Source organism: Jannaschia sp. GRR-S6-38, from assembly GCF_029853695.1.
GTDB classification, from domain to species: domain Bacteria; phylum Pseudomonadota; class Alphaproteobacteria; order Rhodobacterales; family Rhodobacteraceae; genus Jannaschia; species Jannaschia ovalis.
In genome coordinates, this window is sequence record NZ_CP122537.1 from 132,792 (window position 1) to 146,782 (window position 13,991).

The 13,991-nt window shown below is 69.1% G+C and carries 13 protein-coding genes; 3 read left to right on the forward strand and 10 right to left on the reverse strand.

What is annotated here, in order from left to right:
* Positions 1–70 precede the first annotated feature (70 nt).
* On the forward strand, positions 71–751 hold the full coding sequence (locus P8627_RS00645; RefSeq protein ID WP_279965551.1) for a PAS domain-containing protein: 681 nt from the start codon (positions 71–73) through the stop codon (positions 749–751).
* 58 nt (positions 752–809) lie between these two features.
* Positions 810–1,196, forward strand: coding sequence for a SpoIIAA family protein (locus P8627_RS00650; RefSeq protein ID WP_279965552.1), 387 nt, complete (start codon positions 810–812; stop codon positions 1,194–1,196).
* A 22-nt stretch (positions 1,197–1,218) separates the two neighbouring features.
* Here P8627_RS00650 and P8627_RS00655 read toward each other — a convergent pair whose 3' ends face one another.
* The gene (locus P8627_RS00655; protein WP_407932956.1) at positions 1,219–2,583 is read right to left on the reverse strand and encodes a class II 3-deoxy-7-phosphoheptulonate synthase; all 1,365 of its coding nucleotides are present in this window, start codon (positions 2,581–2,583) and stop codon (positions 1,219–1,221) included.
* Between the two features lie 149 nt (positions 2,584–2,732).
* Here P8627_RS00655 and P8627_RS00660 point away from each other — a divergent pair, with 149 nt between their 5' ends.
* On the forward strand, positions 2,733–3,755 hold the full coding sequence (locus tag P8627_RS00660; protein ID WP_279965554.1) for a GlxA family transcriptional regulator: 1,023 nt from the start codon (positions 2,733–2,735) through the stop codon (positions 3,753–3,755).
* Here the strand turns inward: P8627_RS00660 and P8627_RS00665 are convergent.
* From P8627_RS00665 to P8627_RS00705, 9 genes are all read right to left on the reverse strand, one after another.
* On the reverse strand, positions 3,752–4,000 hold the full coding sequence (locus P8627_RS00665) for a hypothetical protein (RefSeq protein WP_279967519.1): 249 nt from the start codon (positions 3,998–4,000) through the stop codon (positions 3,752–3,754). The two genes, P8627_RS00660 and P8627_RS00665, sit on opposite strands and share 4 nt — an antisense overlap.
* A 39-nt stretch (positions 4,001–4,039) precedes the next feature.
* Complete coding sequence (locus tag P8627_RS00670) at positions 4,040–6,754, reverse strand: [protein-PII] uridylyltransferase family protein (RefSeq protein ID WP_279965555.1); 2,715 nt, start codon at positions 6,752–6,754, stop codon at positions 4,040–4,042.
* Between the two features lie 121 nt (positions 6,755–6,875).
* Positions 6,876–8,096, reverse strand: a complete 1,221-nt coding sequence (locus P8627_RS00675) for a cysteine desulfurase (protein WP_279965556.1) — start codon at positions 8,094–8,096, stop codon at positions 6,876–6,878.
* Complete coding sequence (locus P8627_RS00680; RefSeq protein ID WP_279965557.1) at positions 8,089–8,586, reverse strand: YIP1 family protein; 498 nt, start codon at positions 8,584–8,586, stop codon at positions 8,089–8,091. Before P8627_RS00680 ends, P8627_RS00675 begins: the two co-directional genes overlap by 8 nt.
* Positions 8,586–9,842 carry a SufB/SufD family protein gene (locus tag P8627_RS00685; RefSeq protein WP_279965558.1) on the reverse strand — a complete coding sequence of 419 codons (1,257 nt, stop codon included), beginning with the start codon at positions 9,840–9,842 and terminating at the stop codon, positions 8,586–8,588. The genes P8627_RS00680 and P8627_RS00685 overlap by 1 nt, the downstream gene beginning before the upstream one ends.
* Positions 9,839–10,594, reverse strand: a complete 756-nt coding sequence (gene sufC, locus P8627_RS00690; RefSeq protein ID WP_279965559.1) for a Fe-S cluster assembly ATPase SufC — start codon at positions 10,592–10,594, stop codon at positions 9,839–9,841. Before sufC ends, P8627_RS00685 begins: the two co-directional genes overlap by 4 nt.
* Positions 10,595–10,632: 38 nt before the next feature.
* Positions 10,633–11,424: an FkbM family methyltransferase gene (locus P8627_RS00695; RefSeq protein WP_279965560.1), complete on the reverse strand. Its 792-nt coding sequence runs from the start codon at positions 11,422–11,424 to the stop codon at positions 10,633–10,635.
* Positions 11,424–12,935 (reverse strand): Fe-S cluster assembly protein SufB, encoded by a 1,512-nt coding sequence (sufB, locus tag P8627_RS00700; protein WP_279965561.1) that lies wholly within the window; start codon positions 12,933–12,935, stop codon positions 11,424–11,426. Before sufB ends, P8627_RS00695 begins: the two co-directional genes overlap by 1 nt.
* Positions 12,932–13,969 (reverse strand): cysteine desulfurase family protein, encoded by a 1,038-nt coding sequence (locus tag P8627_RS00705; protein ID WP_279965562.1) that lies wholly within the window; start codon positions 13,967–13,969, stop codon positions 12,932–12,934. The genes sufB and P8627_RS00705 overlap by 4 nt, the downstream gene beginning before the upstream one ends.
* Positions 13,970–13,991: the final 22 nt, after the last annotated feature.

Here is a 13,991-nt window from a genome sequence, read left to right on the forward strand (position 1 = left end):
GTCAAAGACGGCAGGGGGTTGCCGCGGATCGGCCGCAATTGCGGCGCCGCGTCCAGGGCCCCCGCAACGGATGAGGCAGACGGCGATGCAGGACGGCGAAATCGACGAACGGAGCGGAGAATCCGGCGGCGGCAGGGCGGCGCCCCGGCTGCGGGTGATGCGGCCGGCCCCGGTGATCGAGACCGCGCGCGGCTACTGGCAGGGACTGCGCGTCGGGCGCAACCTGCCCCGTCGCGACGCGCTCGACCCCAAGGACATGGGGACGATCCTCGCCCATGCGATGATCCTGGACCGCGTCCGCCCCGGCACGGTGCGCATCCGCCTGGCCGGGCGCGTCATCAACAGCCTGCTGGGCATGGATGCGCGCGGCCTGCCGCTCCACGCCCTGTTCGAGCCGCGCGACCGCACCCGGCTCGAGCCGCTGATCGAGACGGTCTTCGACCGGCCCGCCACGCTCGAATGCGACGGGCTCTCCGAGGGGGCGGAGGGGATCATGGGCGCGCGCCTGCTGCTCCTGCCGCTCCTCGACCGCTGCTACGCGCCCTCCAAGGCGCTGGGCGTGGTCGTCACCGACCGGCCCGTGCAGGACCCGCCGCGGCGCTTCTCGATGACCTGCCACGAGCTGCGGGACACCGACGCCCCCGCGCCCGATCGCCAGCCGCTGCCGACCGACCGCTTCCCCGAGATGGCGCCCGCGCCCCGCTTCGAGGCGCGCGAGACGCAGGTGCCCTGGCTGCGCGTCGTGAAGTGAGACGGGAACGCCGGGGCCCCGCCGCCCGTTACCCTCGGGAACCCAGCCCGGAGGCCCCATGTTCGCCAGCGCCAATATCCACGAATTCACCACCGCGCCCGACCATCTCCACGCCTTCCGGATCACCGGCAAGGTCACGCGCGAGGACATGACGGCCATGTCCGAGCACATGCTCGCCGTGTTCGAGGCGGCCCCCGGCCCCGTCGACATGCTGCTGTCCTTCCAAACGGACGAGACCTCGGAGTTCGGATCGGGCCTGTCGCTCGACAGCCTGAAGGCACAGCTGCAATCGCTGGCCAAGGTGCGCCACTACGTCGTCGCCAACGCGCCCGGCGCGGCCGGCGGCCTGGTCGAGGCGATGGGCAGCATCCTGCCCGTCGAAGCGGCCAGCTTCGAGGACGAGGCGCAGGCGATGACCTGGCTCGAGGCCCAGCCCGCACCCTGACGGGGGCGGGCCGGACGGTCCCTCAGGACGCCGCGCGCTGGCGCTCGGCGCGCAATCCCGACAGCTCTTCGGCCACCAGGAAGGCCAGCTCCAGCGATTGCGAGGCGTTGAGCCGCGGGTCGCAGGCCGTGTGATAGCGATCCGACAGGTCCTCGTCAGTCACCGCGCGCACGCCGCCGGTGCATTCGGTGACGTCCTGGCCGGTCATCTCGAAATGCACGCCGCCGGGGATCGTGCCCTCGGCGCGGTGGATGGCGAAGAATTCCTGCACCTCGCGCAGCACGCTGTCGAAGGGCCGGGTCTTGTAGCCCGAGGACGACTTGATCGTGTTGCCGTGCATCGCGTCGCAGGACCAGACGACATTGGCGCCCATCTCCTGCACCGTGCGGATCAGGCGCGGCAGGTGGTCGCCCACCTGGCCCGCCCCGAAGCGCGCGATCAGCGTCAGGCGGCCCATCTCGTTCTCGGGGTTCAGCCGCTCGATCAGGAGCTTCAGATCCTCCTCGCTGGTCGAGGGGCCGCATTTCAGGCCGATCGGGTTCAGCACGCCGCGGCAGAACTCGACATGCGCGCCGTCCGGCTGGCGTGTACGGTCGCCGATCCAGATCATGTGACCCGACCCCGCCAGCCAGTTGCCCGTGAGCGAATCCTTGCTGCAGAGCGCCTCCTCGTATTCGAGCAGCAGCGCCTCGTGCGAGGTGTAGAAATCGACCGTCGACAGCTCGGCATTCGTGTCCGCGCCCAGTCCGGCGGCGGTCATGAAATCCAGCGTGTCCTGGATGCGGTCGGCCATGTCGCGATACTGCGCCGCGCGCTCACCCTGGGTGAAGCCCAGCGTCCATTGGTGAACCTGGTGGACATCGGCGAAGCCGCCCTTCGAGAAGGCGCGCAGCAGGTTCAGCGTCGCCGCGGCCTGGGTATAGGCCTCCAGCATCTTGCGCGGGTCGGGGATGCGCGAGGCCGGCGTGAAGTCGAGCTCGTTGATGATGTCGCCGCGGTAGCTCGGCAGCTCGACCCCATCCTTGACCTCGGTGGGCGCCGAGCGCGGCTTGGCGAACTGGCCGGCCATCCGGCCCACCTTCACCACCGGCACCTTGGCGCCGAAGGTCAGCACCATCGCCATCTGCAGCATCACCTTGAAGGTGTCGCGGATCGTGTCGGCCGAGAATTCCGCGAAGCTTTCGGCGCAGTCGCCGCCCTGCAGCAGGAACGCCTCGCCGCGGCCCGCGGCGGCCAGCTCGGATTTCAGCGTCCGCGCCTCGCCCGCGAAGACCAGCGGCGGATATTTCCCCAGCCGCGCCTCGGTGGCGGCCAATGCCTCGGCATCGGGGTAATCGGGCATCTGCACCCGCGGTTTCGCTCTCCAGTCGGTCTTCGCCCAGGCCATGGCCATCTCTCCGGTCGTCTGTCCGGGCGCATCCGTAGCGCATGTCCGGCCGCGCGGCCAGAACCCCGGGCCGCAATTCTCTTGATCCCGAAGCGCCTTTCGGCTTTGCGTCGATGCGGTGCGGCGCGGGGAAGGGATCGAGGACGCGCATGTCGAAAGGAAACGAAACGGACGGGCCGGAGGGCCGGGCGGAGGAGCTGACGCTCACCTTGCCGCCGAAGCCGCGTCATTTCGTGTTCGCCCTGCTCGACGAATTCACGCTGATGTCCTTTGCCAGCGCGGTCGACGCGCTCCGCATCGCCAACCGCATGGCCGGCGCGCAGCTCTACAGCTGGGAGCTCGCGGCCGATGGCGGCCGGACGGTGACCTGCTCGGCCGGGACCAGCTTCGTGGTCGACCGCGACCTCGACGAGATCGGGCGCGATGACACGCTCCTGCTGGTGGGCGGCATCGACGTGGCCCGGGCCAGCACCAAGCGGATCATCGGCTGGCTGCGCCGCGAATCGCGCCGCGGCATCGTGATCGGCGGGCTCTGCACCGCGTCCTGGACGATGGCGGTGGCGGGGCTGCTCGACGGCAAGCGCGCCACCATCCACTGGGAGAACCACGACAGCTTCGCCGAGGAATTCCCCGATATCGAACTCACCAAGTCGGTCTTCACCGTCGACGGCAAGCGCCTCACCACCGCCGGGGGCACCGCTTCGATCGACCTGATGCTGCACCTGATCGCCAAGGATCATGGCGAGGGGCTGGCCGCGCTGGTGGCCGACCAGATGATCTATTCCTCGATCCGCACCGACCAGGACACCCAGCGGCTGTCGATCCCCACGCGGATCGGCGTGCGCCATCCCCGCCTCAGCCAGGTCATCCGCGAGATGGAGCAGAATATCGAGGAGCCGATCAGCCCCTCGATCCTCGCCCGCCAGGTCGGCATGTCCACCCGCCAGCTGGAGCGGCTGTTCCGCCGCTACCTCAACCGCAGCCCCAAGCGCTACTACATGGAATTGCGGCTCGGGAAGGCGCGCAACCTCTTGATGCAGACCGACATGTCGATCATCAACGTGGCGCTGGCCTGCGGCTTCACCTCGCCCAGCCATTTCTCGAAATGCTACCGCGCGCATTACGGCACCACGCCCTACCGCGAACGCGGCACGCAGGCGGCGAAGGGCTAGGCCTTCAGCCGCGCCGCCCGTCCGCCGCGGCGGCCCTGCGGCACCTCGGCCAGCCCCTCGCGCAGCACGTCGGTCATCGGATGCTCGGGCCGGCCCTGCAGCAGGCGCGGGATCGCGGCGCGCGCATCCTCGACGCTCAGCGCCCAGTCGAGGAAGATCGATCGGCATTCCGCGGGCGAGATCCCCTCGATGCGATACGCCTCGCGGATCAGGCCCTTCGGATCGTCGGCCCCCTCGCCCATCATCCTCGCCATCGGCTCACCTCCACCCGTTCGCAAGGTGAGCTAGCCCGCCCCCGCCCCCCGGTCCAGCGCCGCGGCGATGGCCTCCGCGGCCCGCGCAGCGGCGGCATCGCAATCGGCCGCCGGATCGCTGCAGCCGCAGGTCGCCCGCAGCAGGTCCCAGCCGCCCTGGCCCAGCGCGCCCGGCGGATCCTCGGCGGTGATCAGGCGCAGCACCTGCTGGATGTCCGACAACAGGCGATGCGCCGCGCCCAGCTCCGCCCGCTCGGGCGCGGTCAGCCAGCCGGGCATGTCGAGCTGGTCCGCGACCCCGTGCACCGTCGCCCGCGCGATCAGCGCATGGGCCTGCGCGCAGAGCGCGATATCCTGCAGCCGCCCCGGCCCCGCCTTCACCGACAGTCCGCCGCCCACGCGCCCGGCCTCGGCGATCCGCCGCCGCATGTCGCGCAGCGCGTCCAGCACGGCCTCGGCATCGAAGCGCCGCGCCGCCAGCACCTCGGCCCGCGCCGCCATCGCGGCCCGCCCGACGCCCGCGTCGCCCGCCACGGCGCGCGCCTGGGTCAGGGCCATGTGCTCCCAGACCCAGGCCTCCTCGGCCTGGTAGCTGCGAAACCCCGACAGGGCCGTCGCGACCGGCCCCTGCCGCCCCGAGGGGCGCAGCCGCATGTCCACTTCGTAGAGCCGCCCGTCCGCCGTGGGCGCCGACAGCGCGGTGATCAGCACCTGGGTGAAGCGCGCGGCCCATTGCGGCGCCTCCAGCGCGCGCCGCCCGTCCGACGGGCCCGTCGCGCCGTCATGCAGCACCACGAGGTCCAGGTCCGACCGCGCCGTCAGCCGGCCCGCGCCCAGCGATCCCATCCCGAGCCCCGCCAGCCGCAGCCCCGGCACGCGTCCGTAACGGCGCTCGGTCTCGATCCGCGCCGCGTCCCAGGCGGCGGCCAGCACCGCCTCGGCCAGCCGGGCGTATTGCTCCGCCGCCTGCCCCGGTTCGATCAGCCGGCGCAGCAGGTGCACGCCGATGCGGAAATGCGCCTCGCGATGCCAGCGGCGCAGCGCATCGAGCACGGTCTCGAAATCGCCCTGCGGGACCGGCGCGTCATAGCTGTCGGGCAGCGCCGCGAAGAAGCTGCCGCCGATCACCACGTCCAGCACGCCCGGCTGGCGCGACAGGTAGCGCGCGAGGTCGGGGGCCGTGGCGCAGATGTCGGCGATCAGCTCTGTCAGTTCGGGATTGGCCTCGAAGAGTGAGAAGAGCTGCACCCCCGCCGGCAGCCCGCGCAGGAAGTCGTCGAAGGCCGACAGCGCCTCTGGCGGGCGCGCCGCGCGGGCCAGTTCGGTCAGCAGCCGGGGCCGCAGCCGCGTGAAGATCGTGCGCGCCCGTTCCGAGCGCAGCGCGGGATAGGTCGGCCAGCGATCGGTGACCGCCGCCGCCCCCTCGATCGGGTCCGGCGCGGGCGCGGGCGCGGCATCGGGGCGGAAGCTCGGATCGGTGATCGCCTCGACCGCCCGAAACCGCTCGCGCAGGTCGGCCACGAACGCCTCGGCATCCTCCGCCCCCATGAAACAGGCCAGCCGGCGCAACCCGTCGGCGTCCTTCGGCAGGCGATGGGTCTGGGCGTCCTGCACCATCTGCAAACGGTGCTCGACCATCCGCAGGTGGCGGTAATTCTCGGCCAGGACGGCGCGGTCCTCCGCGCCGACCCAGCCCGCGGCGACCAGCCGGTCCAGCCCCTCCAGCGTCGGGCGGACACGCAGGCTGCGGTCGCGGCCGCCGGCGATGATCTGGTGGGTCTGGGTGAAGAACTCGATCTCGCGGATGCCGCCCTGCCCCAGCTTCACGTCGTGGCCCGGCACGTCCCAGGCGTCGTGGAAGCCCTTCGAGTCGCGGATCCGCAGCCGCATGTCATGCGCATCCTGCACGGCCGCGAAATCCAGGTGCCGCCGCCAGACGAAGGGCGTCAGCCGGTCGACGAAGCCCGCGCCCGCCGCGACCGCCCCGGCGCAGGCGCGCGCCTTGATCCAGGCGGCGCGTTCCCAGGCTCGGCCCATCGCCTCGTAGTAGCGCTCCGCCCCCTCCATCGACAGCACGATCGGGGTCGAGGCCGGATCGGGGCGCAGGCGCAGGTCGGTGCGGAAGACGTAGCCATCCGCCGTCACGTCCGACATCGTCGCCATCGCCAGCCGGGCGGCCTTCAGAAGCTGCGCCCGCGCCTCGCCGTAATCGGCCGGGTCGTAGCGGCTCTCGTCGAAGAGCAGTACGAGATCGATATCGCTGGAATAGTTCAGCTCAAAGGCGCCCATCTTGCCCATGGCGATGGCGACCAGCCCGCCATCGCCCGTGACCGGGCCGCGCGCGTGGCGGGCGGTGGCGTAGCGCAGCGCCGCGTCCAGCGCGACATCGGCGAAGCGCGTCAGCGCACCGGTCGCGGCCATCACGTCCCAGACCCCACCCAGATCGCAAAGCGCGACCAGAAGGCCCACCCGCCGCTTCAGACGCCGCAGCGCAGCTTTGGGGTCGCCCTCCAGCGCGCCCGCCTCGGCCAGCAGGTCCTGCAGCAGGGCGTCTGGGTCCGCCTCCCAGAGATCGGCGAGCCAGTCCCGCTCGCGGGTCATCTGGCTGCCGAGGAAGGGGCTGCACCCGGCCGCGCCAGACACCAGCGCCGCGAGTTCGGCCGGGGGCGCCAGCCGCGCGGCGGCCTCGGCCCCAGCATCGGGATCGAAGGGTCTCGGGTGGCGGGTGACGCGGGCGCGGAACATGGGGCGGACCTGACTACCTGTCGTCCCGCCCGTCAACGGCCCCGTCCGGGACGGGCGAGCTATGTCAAAACATGTCGGACGCAGATCACCCGTGGATCACCCGCAGATCACCCACGAAATTTCAGGCGAACAGGTCGTGGCAGAGCTCCAGCGCGTCGACCAGCACATCGACCTCGGCGCGGGTGTTGTAGACTCCGAAACTGGCCCGGCAGGTCGCGTTCAGGCCCAGATGCTCCATCAGCGGCTGGGCGCAATGCTGCCCCGCACGCACCGCGACGCCCTTCTTGTCGAGCACGGTCGAGATGTCATGCGCATGCGCCGCCCCCTCCAGCGTGAACGAGAAAATTGCCGCCTTTCCAGCGCTTTGTCCTTGGACGTTCAACCAATTGAGCCCGTCCAGCCGCGTCCGCGCATAGTCGCGCAGATCGCGCTCATGCGCGGCGATGGCATCCATGCCGAGGTCCATCATCCATTCCAGCGCGGCGCCCATCCCGATGGTCTGCACGATGCCGGGCGTCCCCGCCTCGAACTTCATCGGCGGGTCGTTCCACGTCACCGTGTCGCGATGCACCTCCCGGATCATATCCCCGCCCCCCATGAACGGCCGCATCTCCGCCATCCGCTCCGGGCGGATAAAGATCGCGCCGGAACCACTTGGTCCATAAAGCTTATGTCCCGTGATCGCGTAGAAGTCGCAGCCCAGATCGGCCACGTCGACAGGCATGTGAACGGCGCTCTGGCTGCCGTCGACCAGCACCGGGACGCCCTTCTCGCGGGCACCGGCGCAGATGGCTTTCACATCGACGACGGTGCCCAGGACGTTGGACAGATGGGTGATTGCGATCAATCGGGTGCGATCCGTCACCGCGTCGAGCACGGCCTGCGGATCGAGATCGCCGTTCACGTCGGTCTCGACCCAGACGAGCTTCACGCCCAGCCGCTCGCGCAGGAAATGCCAGGGCACGATATTGGCGTGGTGCTCCATGATCGAGAGCACGATCTCGTCGCCCGCCTGCATCCGCGGCGCGGCCCAGCCGTAGCTGACGAGGTTGATCGCCTCGGTGGTTCCGCTCGTGAAGACGATGTGGTCCTCGGACGGCGCGCCGAGGAAGCGCGCGACGGTCCCGCGCACGGCCTCGTAATTCTCGGTCGAGATCGTCGAGAGGGTGTGCAAGCCCCTGTGGACGTTGGAATATTCCTCGCCATAAGCGCGCTGGATCGTGTCGAGCACCACCTGCGGCTTCTGCGCCGACGCGCCGTTGTCGAGATAGACCAGCGGCTTGCCGTTCACCTCGCGCGCGAGGATCGGGAACTGCGAACGGATCTCTTGGACGTCAAACATGGGTTTCCTCCGGCTCCCATTCCGCGACGTAGAGCGTGTTGACCCAGATCCAGATAAACCCACCGAGTGCGACGATACCGACCAGCTGCAGCGCCGGGCCGGGGCCGACGAAGCCCTCGGTCAGCCCGTTGAGCAGCATCGCCGGCGACACCGCCAGCAAGGTCCAGGAGGTCGCCACGCGCGCGTTTTCCGCCCGGCCCTTCGACCCGAAGAGCCGCGTCACCAGATGCGCGATCCAGGCCAGCCCGATCATCAGGAGCGGCAGCAGGAACACGATCGCCATCAGCGCCCCGCCCGTCGCGAGCATGAAGTCGCCCCCGGTCAGGAACGCCTCGCGCGACAGGGCCGGCAGGCGCGACACGAACAAGAGCAGGCAACCCGCCATCAGGAAGATGAAGGCGGTGCTGTCGCCGGTGCCGCGGGCCATGTGCTCGGCCATGACCGCGCGCGGGCGCAGCCAGGAGCGGGGGATGTCCGTCGTGACGGACATCAGCCCAGCGCGACCCAGTCGGCCAGCCGCTCAGTCATCATCTCGCGCAGCGCCTCGTCCTCGATCTCCTCCACGGCCTCGGCCAGGAAGCTGAGGACCAGAAGCTCGACCGCCTTGGCCCGCGGCACCCCGCGCGAGCGCAGGTAGAACAGCGCCGTCTCGTCGATCGCGCCGGTCGTCGAGCCGTGCGAGCAGGCGACGTCGTCGGCATAGATCTCGAGCTCGGGCTTGGCGAGGAACTGGCTGTCATCGTCCAGAAGCAGCGACTGGCTGATCTGGTAGCCATCGGTCTTCTGCGCGCCCTCTTTCACCAGGATCTTGCCCTGGAAGACGCCGGTCGCACCGTTGCGCAGCACCTTCTTGAAGACCTGCCGGCTTTCGCAGCCCACGGCGTCATGGGTCACGAAAACCGTGTCGTCATGGTGGAACGCGCCCGACCCCAATGCCGCGCCCGCGATATGGGCCACGGCATCATCGCCGGTCAGTTCGAGCACGGCCTCGTTGCGGGTCATCGGACCGTTGGCGCTGGCGGTGAAGGATTTGAAGACCGACCCCTCGCCCAGCCGCGCGAAGAGATGCGTGTTCGGATGCCGCCCCGCATCGGGGCCCTGGACGCGCAGGTGGTGGAAGGCGCCGGTCCCGGCGACCTCGATCTCGGCCACGGTGTTGAACCGCGCGCCGGCGGTGCCCGATTCCAGCAGCGTGACGGACGCGCCGGCCTCGACCTTGACAACGTGGTGCAGGATCGGGTCGCCCGTGCCCGCCATCCGCAAATGCACAGGCTTCGCGACCGGGCCCGTGGCGCGGAGCAGGAGCCCGTCGGTGGCAGCAGCGGTGTTCAGCATGGCCAGCGGGCGCAGCACCGGGCGGGAGCCCATCGCCTCGAGCTTACCATAGAGGTCCTTCGCCCAATGGATGTCGGCCCCCGCCGCGTCCGCGAGGGTGGTGAGCTCCAACCCCTCGGGCAGATCAGCGGGCAGCGTGACGCGGCCGTCCTCGACCGTCACGGTGACGCAATCGACGCCCGCGAAGGGGTCGCCCGACTGCGTGGCCGCGTCTAGCTTGGGCTCGGGCGCGATGAAGGCGCGCGGATCGGTGTAGCGCCAGTATTCGTCGCGGCGCGCGGGCAAGCCCACGGCCCGCAGCCGGCCCAGCGCGTCGTCGCGGGCCGCACCCAGCCAGCCGCCGTCCCGCGGCACGTCAAGGGCCGCGAGCCGGTCCTCGGTCGCGGTTTTCTTCGCTTCCGCCACCATCACGCCACCTCGTTCAGGATGTCGCCATAGCCGTTCTTCTCGACCTCGAGCGCGAGTTCGGGCCCGCCGGTCTTCACGATCCGGCCATCGGCCATGATGTGCACCACATCGGGTTTGATGTGGTCCAGAAGACGCTGGTAGTGGGTGATGACGAGGAAGCCGCGGCCCGCGTCGCGCAGCGCATTCACGCCTTCGGAGACCAGCTTCATCGCGTCCACGTCGAGGCCGGAATCGGTCTCGTCGAGGATGCACATCTTGGGCTCCAGCATCGCCATCTGCAGGATCTCGTTGCGCTTCTTCTCGCCGCCCGAGAAGCCCACGTTGACGGGGCGCTTGAGCATGTCGGCGTCGATCTTCAGCGTCTTGGCCTTCTCGCGCACCAGCTTGAGGAAGTCGCCGGCCGACAGCTCGTCCTCGCCGCGGGCTTTGCGCTGGGCGTTCACCGCGGTGCGCATGAAGGTCATGTTGCCGACGCCCGGGATCTCGACGGGGTACTGGAAGGCAAGGAACAGGCCCAGCGCGGCACGCTCCTCGGGCTCGAGGTCGAGCAGCTCCTCGCCCTCCATCGTAGCCGAGCCTTCCGTCACCTCGTAGCCGTCGCGGCCCGAGAGCACGTAGGACAGGGTCGACTTGCCGGAGCCGTTGGGGCCCATGATGGCATGGACCTTGCCGGCCTCTACGGTCAGGTTGACGCCCTTGAGGATCGCCTTGTCCTCTTCTTCCAGCTTCACGTGCAGGTTCTCGATCTTCAGCATTGTCTCACCTATTTCGGGGGTTTCCGGGGCCACACCGCTCAGGCGGCGGCGGGCACCATCAGGAAGTTCTGGTTGATCTTGCGCTTGGCGAAGGCCTCGCCGATCTCGTAGTTCCACTCGGCCATCAGGGTCTCGAAGGCCTCGGCGTTTCTGCTGTCGACCTCGACGAACAGCTTCGGGCGATCGCGGCGGATCGTGGCCTCCAGCCCGGAGAGCGCGGCCATCTCCATCCCCTCGACATCCATCTTGACGAAATCGACCCGGCGCCCGTCCAGCAGCCCGTCGCCGGAGCGGACCTCCACCGGATGACCCTCGCCCGCACCATCGGCCTTCTTCAGCTGGGTCCACCCGAGGTTGCCCTTGGGGTTGTAGATCACGAAGGCCGCTTCGTCCCGCGCGCCCAGGCCGTATCCCAGCGTGTCGAGCGCCACCCGGTCCACCACGCCGTTGAGCTGCATCGCCGCGAGGTAGAGCGCGATCGCCTCCGGGTTCGGCTCGACCGGAATGACCCGAGCCGCGCTGCCGATCAGCAGCATGTAGAGCGAGTGGTTCCCGATATTGGCGCCGACATCCATGAACGTGCCACCCGCGGGCATGTGCGCAGCAATTATTTCGAGCTGCGCGCGCTCGTAGAATTCGCCGTCCTTCTGCGTCGCGTGGATTCGGTCCTTCATGTTGTTGGTCACGAACAGGACGGGCCGATCGTGCAGCCGGGACAGCGTGACGCGCGTGCCCCGGGGGGTCACGTAGCGCGCCTCACGTCCCAGCGCCGCGCGGACGGCCGGGTGCAGCCGGCCGTCGCCCAGCGCCGCCTGCGCGTCGAAGGCCATCAGCCGACGGAGCCTTCCAGCGAGATCGCCACCAGCTGCTGCGCTTCCATGGCGAACTCCATGGGCAGGGCCTGCAGGACTTCCTTGCAGAAGCCGTTCACGACAAGCGCCACGGCCTCTTCCTCGTCCATGCCGCGCGAGCGGCAGTAGAAGAGCTGGTCGTCATCGACCTTCGAGGTCGTCGCCTCGTGCTCCACCCGGCTCGAGTTGTTCTTGACTTCGATATAGGGAACCGTGTGCGCGCCGCATTCGCTGCCGATCAGCAAGCTGTCGCATTGCGTGTAGTTGCGCGAGTTCTTGGCCTTCGGATGCATCGACACGAGCCCGCGATAGGTGTTCTGGGCACGACCCGCGCTGATCCCCTTCGAGACGATGCGCGACTTCGTGTTCTTGCCCAGATGTACCATCTTGGTGCCGGTATCGGCCTGCTGCATGTTGTTGGCGATGGCGATGGAATAGAACTCGCCCTGGCTGTCGTCGCCGCGCAGGATGCAGGACGGGTATTTCCACGTCACGGCGGAGCCGGTCTCGACCTGGGTCCACATCACCTTGGACCGCGCGCCGCGGCAATCGGCGCGCTTGGTGACGAAGTTGTAGATCCCGCCCTTGCCGTTCTCGTCGCCGGGATACCAGTTCTGGACGGTCGAATACTTGATCTCGGCATCGTCGAGCGCGATCAGCTCGACGCAGGCCGCGTGCAGCTGCGCCACGTCGCGCTGCGGCGCGGTGCAGCCTTCGAGATAGGACACGTAGGAGCCTTCCTCGGCGATGATCAGCGTGCGCTCGAACTGGCCGGTATTCTCGGCGTTGATCCGGAAATAGGTCGACAGCTCCATCGGGCAGCGGGTGTTCTTCGGGATGTAGACGAAGGACCCGTCTGAGAAGACGGCCGCATTAAGCGTCGCGTAGTAGTTGTCGGATTGCGGGATGACCGAGCCGAGATACTTCTTCACGAGCTCGGGATGCTCCTGGATCGCTTCCGAGATCGAGCAGAAGATCACGCCCGCCTTGGCCAGCTCCGCCTTGAAGGTGGTGCCGACGCTGACGCTGTCGAAGACGGCGTCGACGGCGACCTTGCGATCCTCGGGCGCGGGCTCGACCCCGGCGAGGATCGCCTGCTCCTTCAGCGGGATGCCGAGCTTCTTGTAGGTCTCCAGAAGCTTCGGATCGACCTCGTCCAGCGACTTGGGCTTTTCCTTCATCGAGGTGGGCCGGGCGTAGTAATACTGATCCTGGAAATCGATTTCCGGGTACTGGACCATGGCCCATTTGGGCTCCGTCATCTGGGTCCAGCGGCGATAGGCCTCCAGACGCCACTCCAGCATCCACTCGGGCTCGTTGTTGCGCTCCGAGATCAGGCGGACGATGTCCTCCGACAGGCCCTTGGGCGCGTATTCGGTCTCGATCTCGGTATTCCAGCCGTGCTTGTAGGCGCCGGACAGGGCTTTCACCTGCTCGACGGTTTCGGCATCGACGCCGTCCTTGACCTGCACATCGTCCAGAGCCGTCATGTCCGTCTCCTATCTCTCAAACGGCGGAAGGCTTCGACGAACCGTTCCACCTGGTCTTTCGTCACGTCCGGTCCGAGGCTCACGCGGATCGCGCAATCGGCCTCGCCCGGCCCGAAGCCCATCGCCCGCAGGACCGCGCTTTCGCGCACTTTCCCGCTCGAGCAGGCCGATCCCGCCGAAACGGCGAACCCGGCCAGGTCCAGCGCCATAACCTGCGTCTCGCCCTTCCAGCCGGGCGTGATCAGGCAGGAGGTGTTCGGCAAGCGTTTCGATTCTTTCCCGACTAATTTAGTCAGGTCCTCGACACCCTCAAGGCTTGTTTCTAGAAAAGTTCTAAATTGCGCAACCCGCTCCCAGGCGCCTTGTTCCAGATCGCGGGCCGCCGCCGCGGCCGCCGCGCCGAAGCCCGCGATGCCGATCACGTTCTCCGTGCCCGACCGGCGGCCCATCTCCTGGCCGCCGCCGCGGATCTGCGCGGCGAGGTCGAGGCCGCGCCGGATCACCAACGCGCCCACGCCCTTCGGCCCGCCCAGCTTGTGCGCGCTGACCAGCCCGATCTGGACGCCGGTCCAGTCGAAGGCGATCGGAAGCTTGCCGAACCCCTGCGTCATGTCGCTGACCGCCAGCCCCTCGGGCAGGTCCTGGATCACGCCGGTCTCGCTGTTGGCCAGTTGCAGCGCGCTGCTGGCGGGATCGGCGACCGTCACGCGGCCCTGCGCATCGACCGGCAGCGTCCCGTCGCCCCAGGCGGCGACCGCTTCGTGCTCGATCGGGGCGGATTGCAGGTGCCGGCCCGCCATGGCCAGGGCCGCCGCCTCCGTCGCGCCCGACACGAAGACGATATCCGAGCCCTGCGCGCCCAATGCCTCGGCCACCTGGGCGCGCGCGCGCTCGACCAGCCCCTTGGCGGCGCGCCCCTCGCCATGGACGGAGGACGGGTTTCCCGCCACGTCCATCGCCGCGATCATCGCCGCGCGCGCCTCCGGCCGCAGGGGCGCGGTGGCGTTCCAGTCGAGATAGACGCGCTCGCGCATGGGGTGTCCTCTGGTCAGAAAT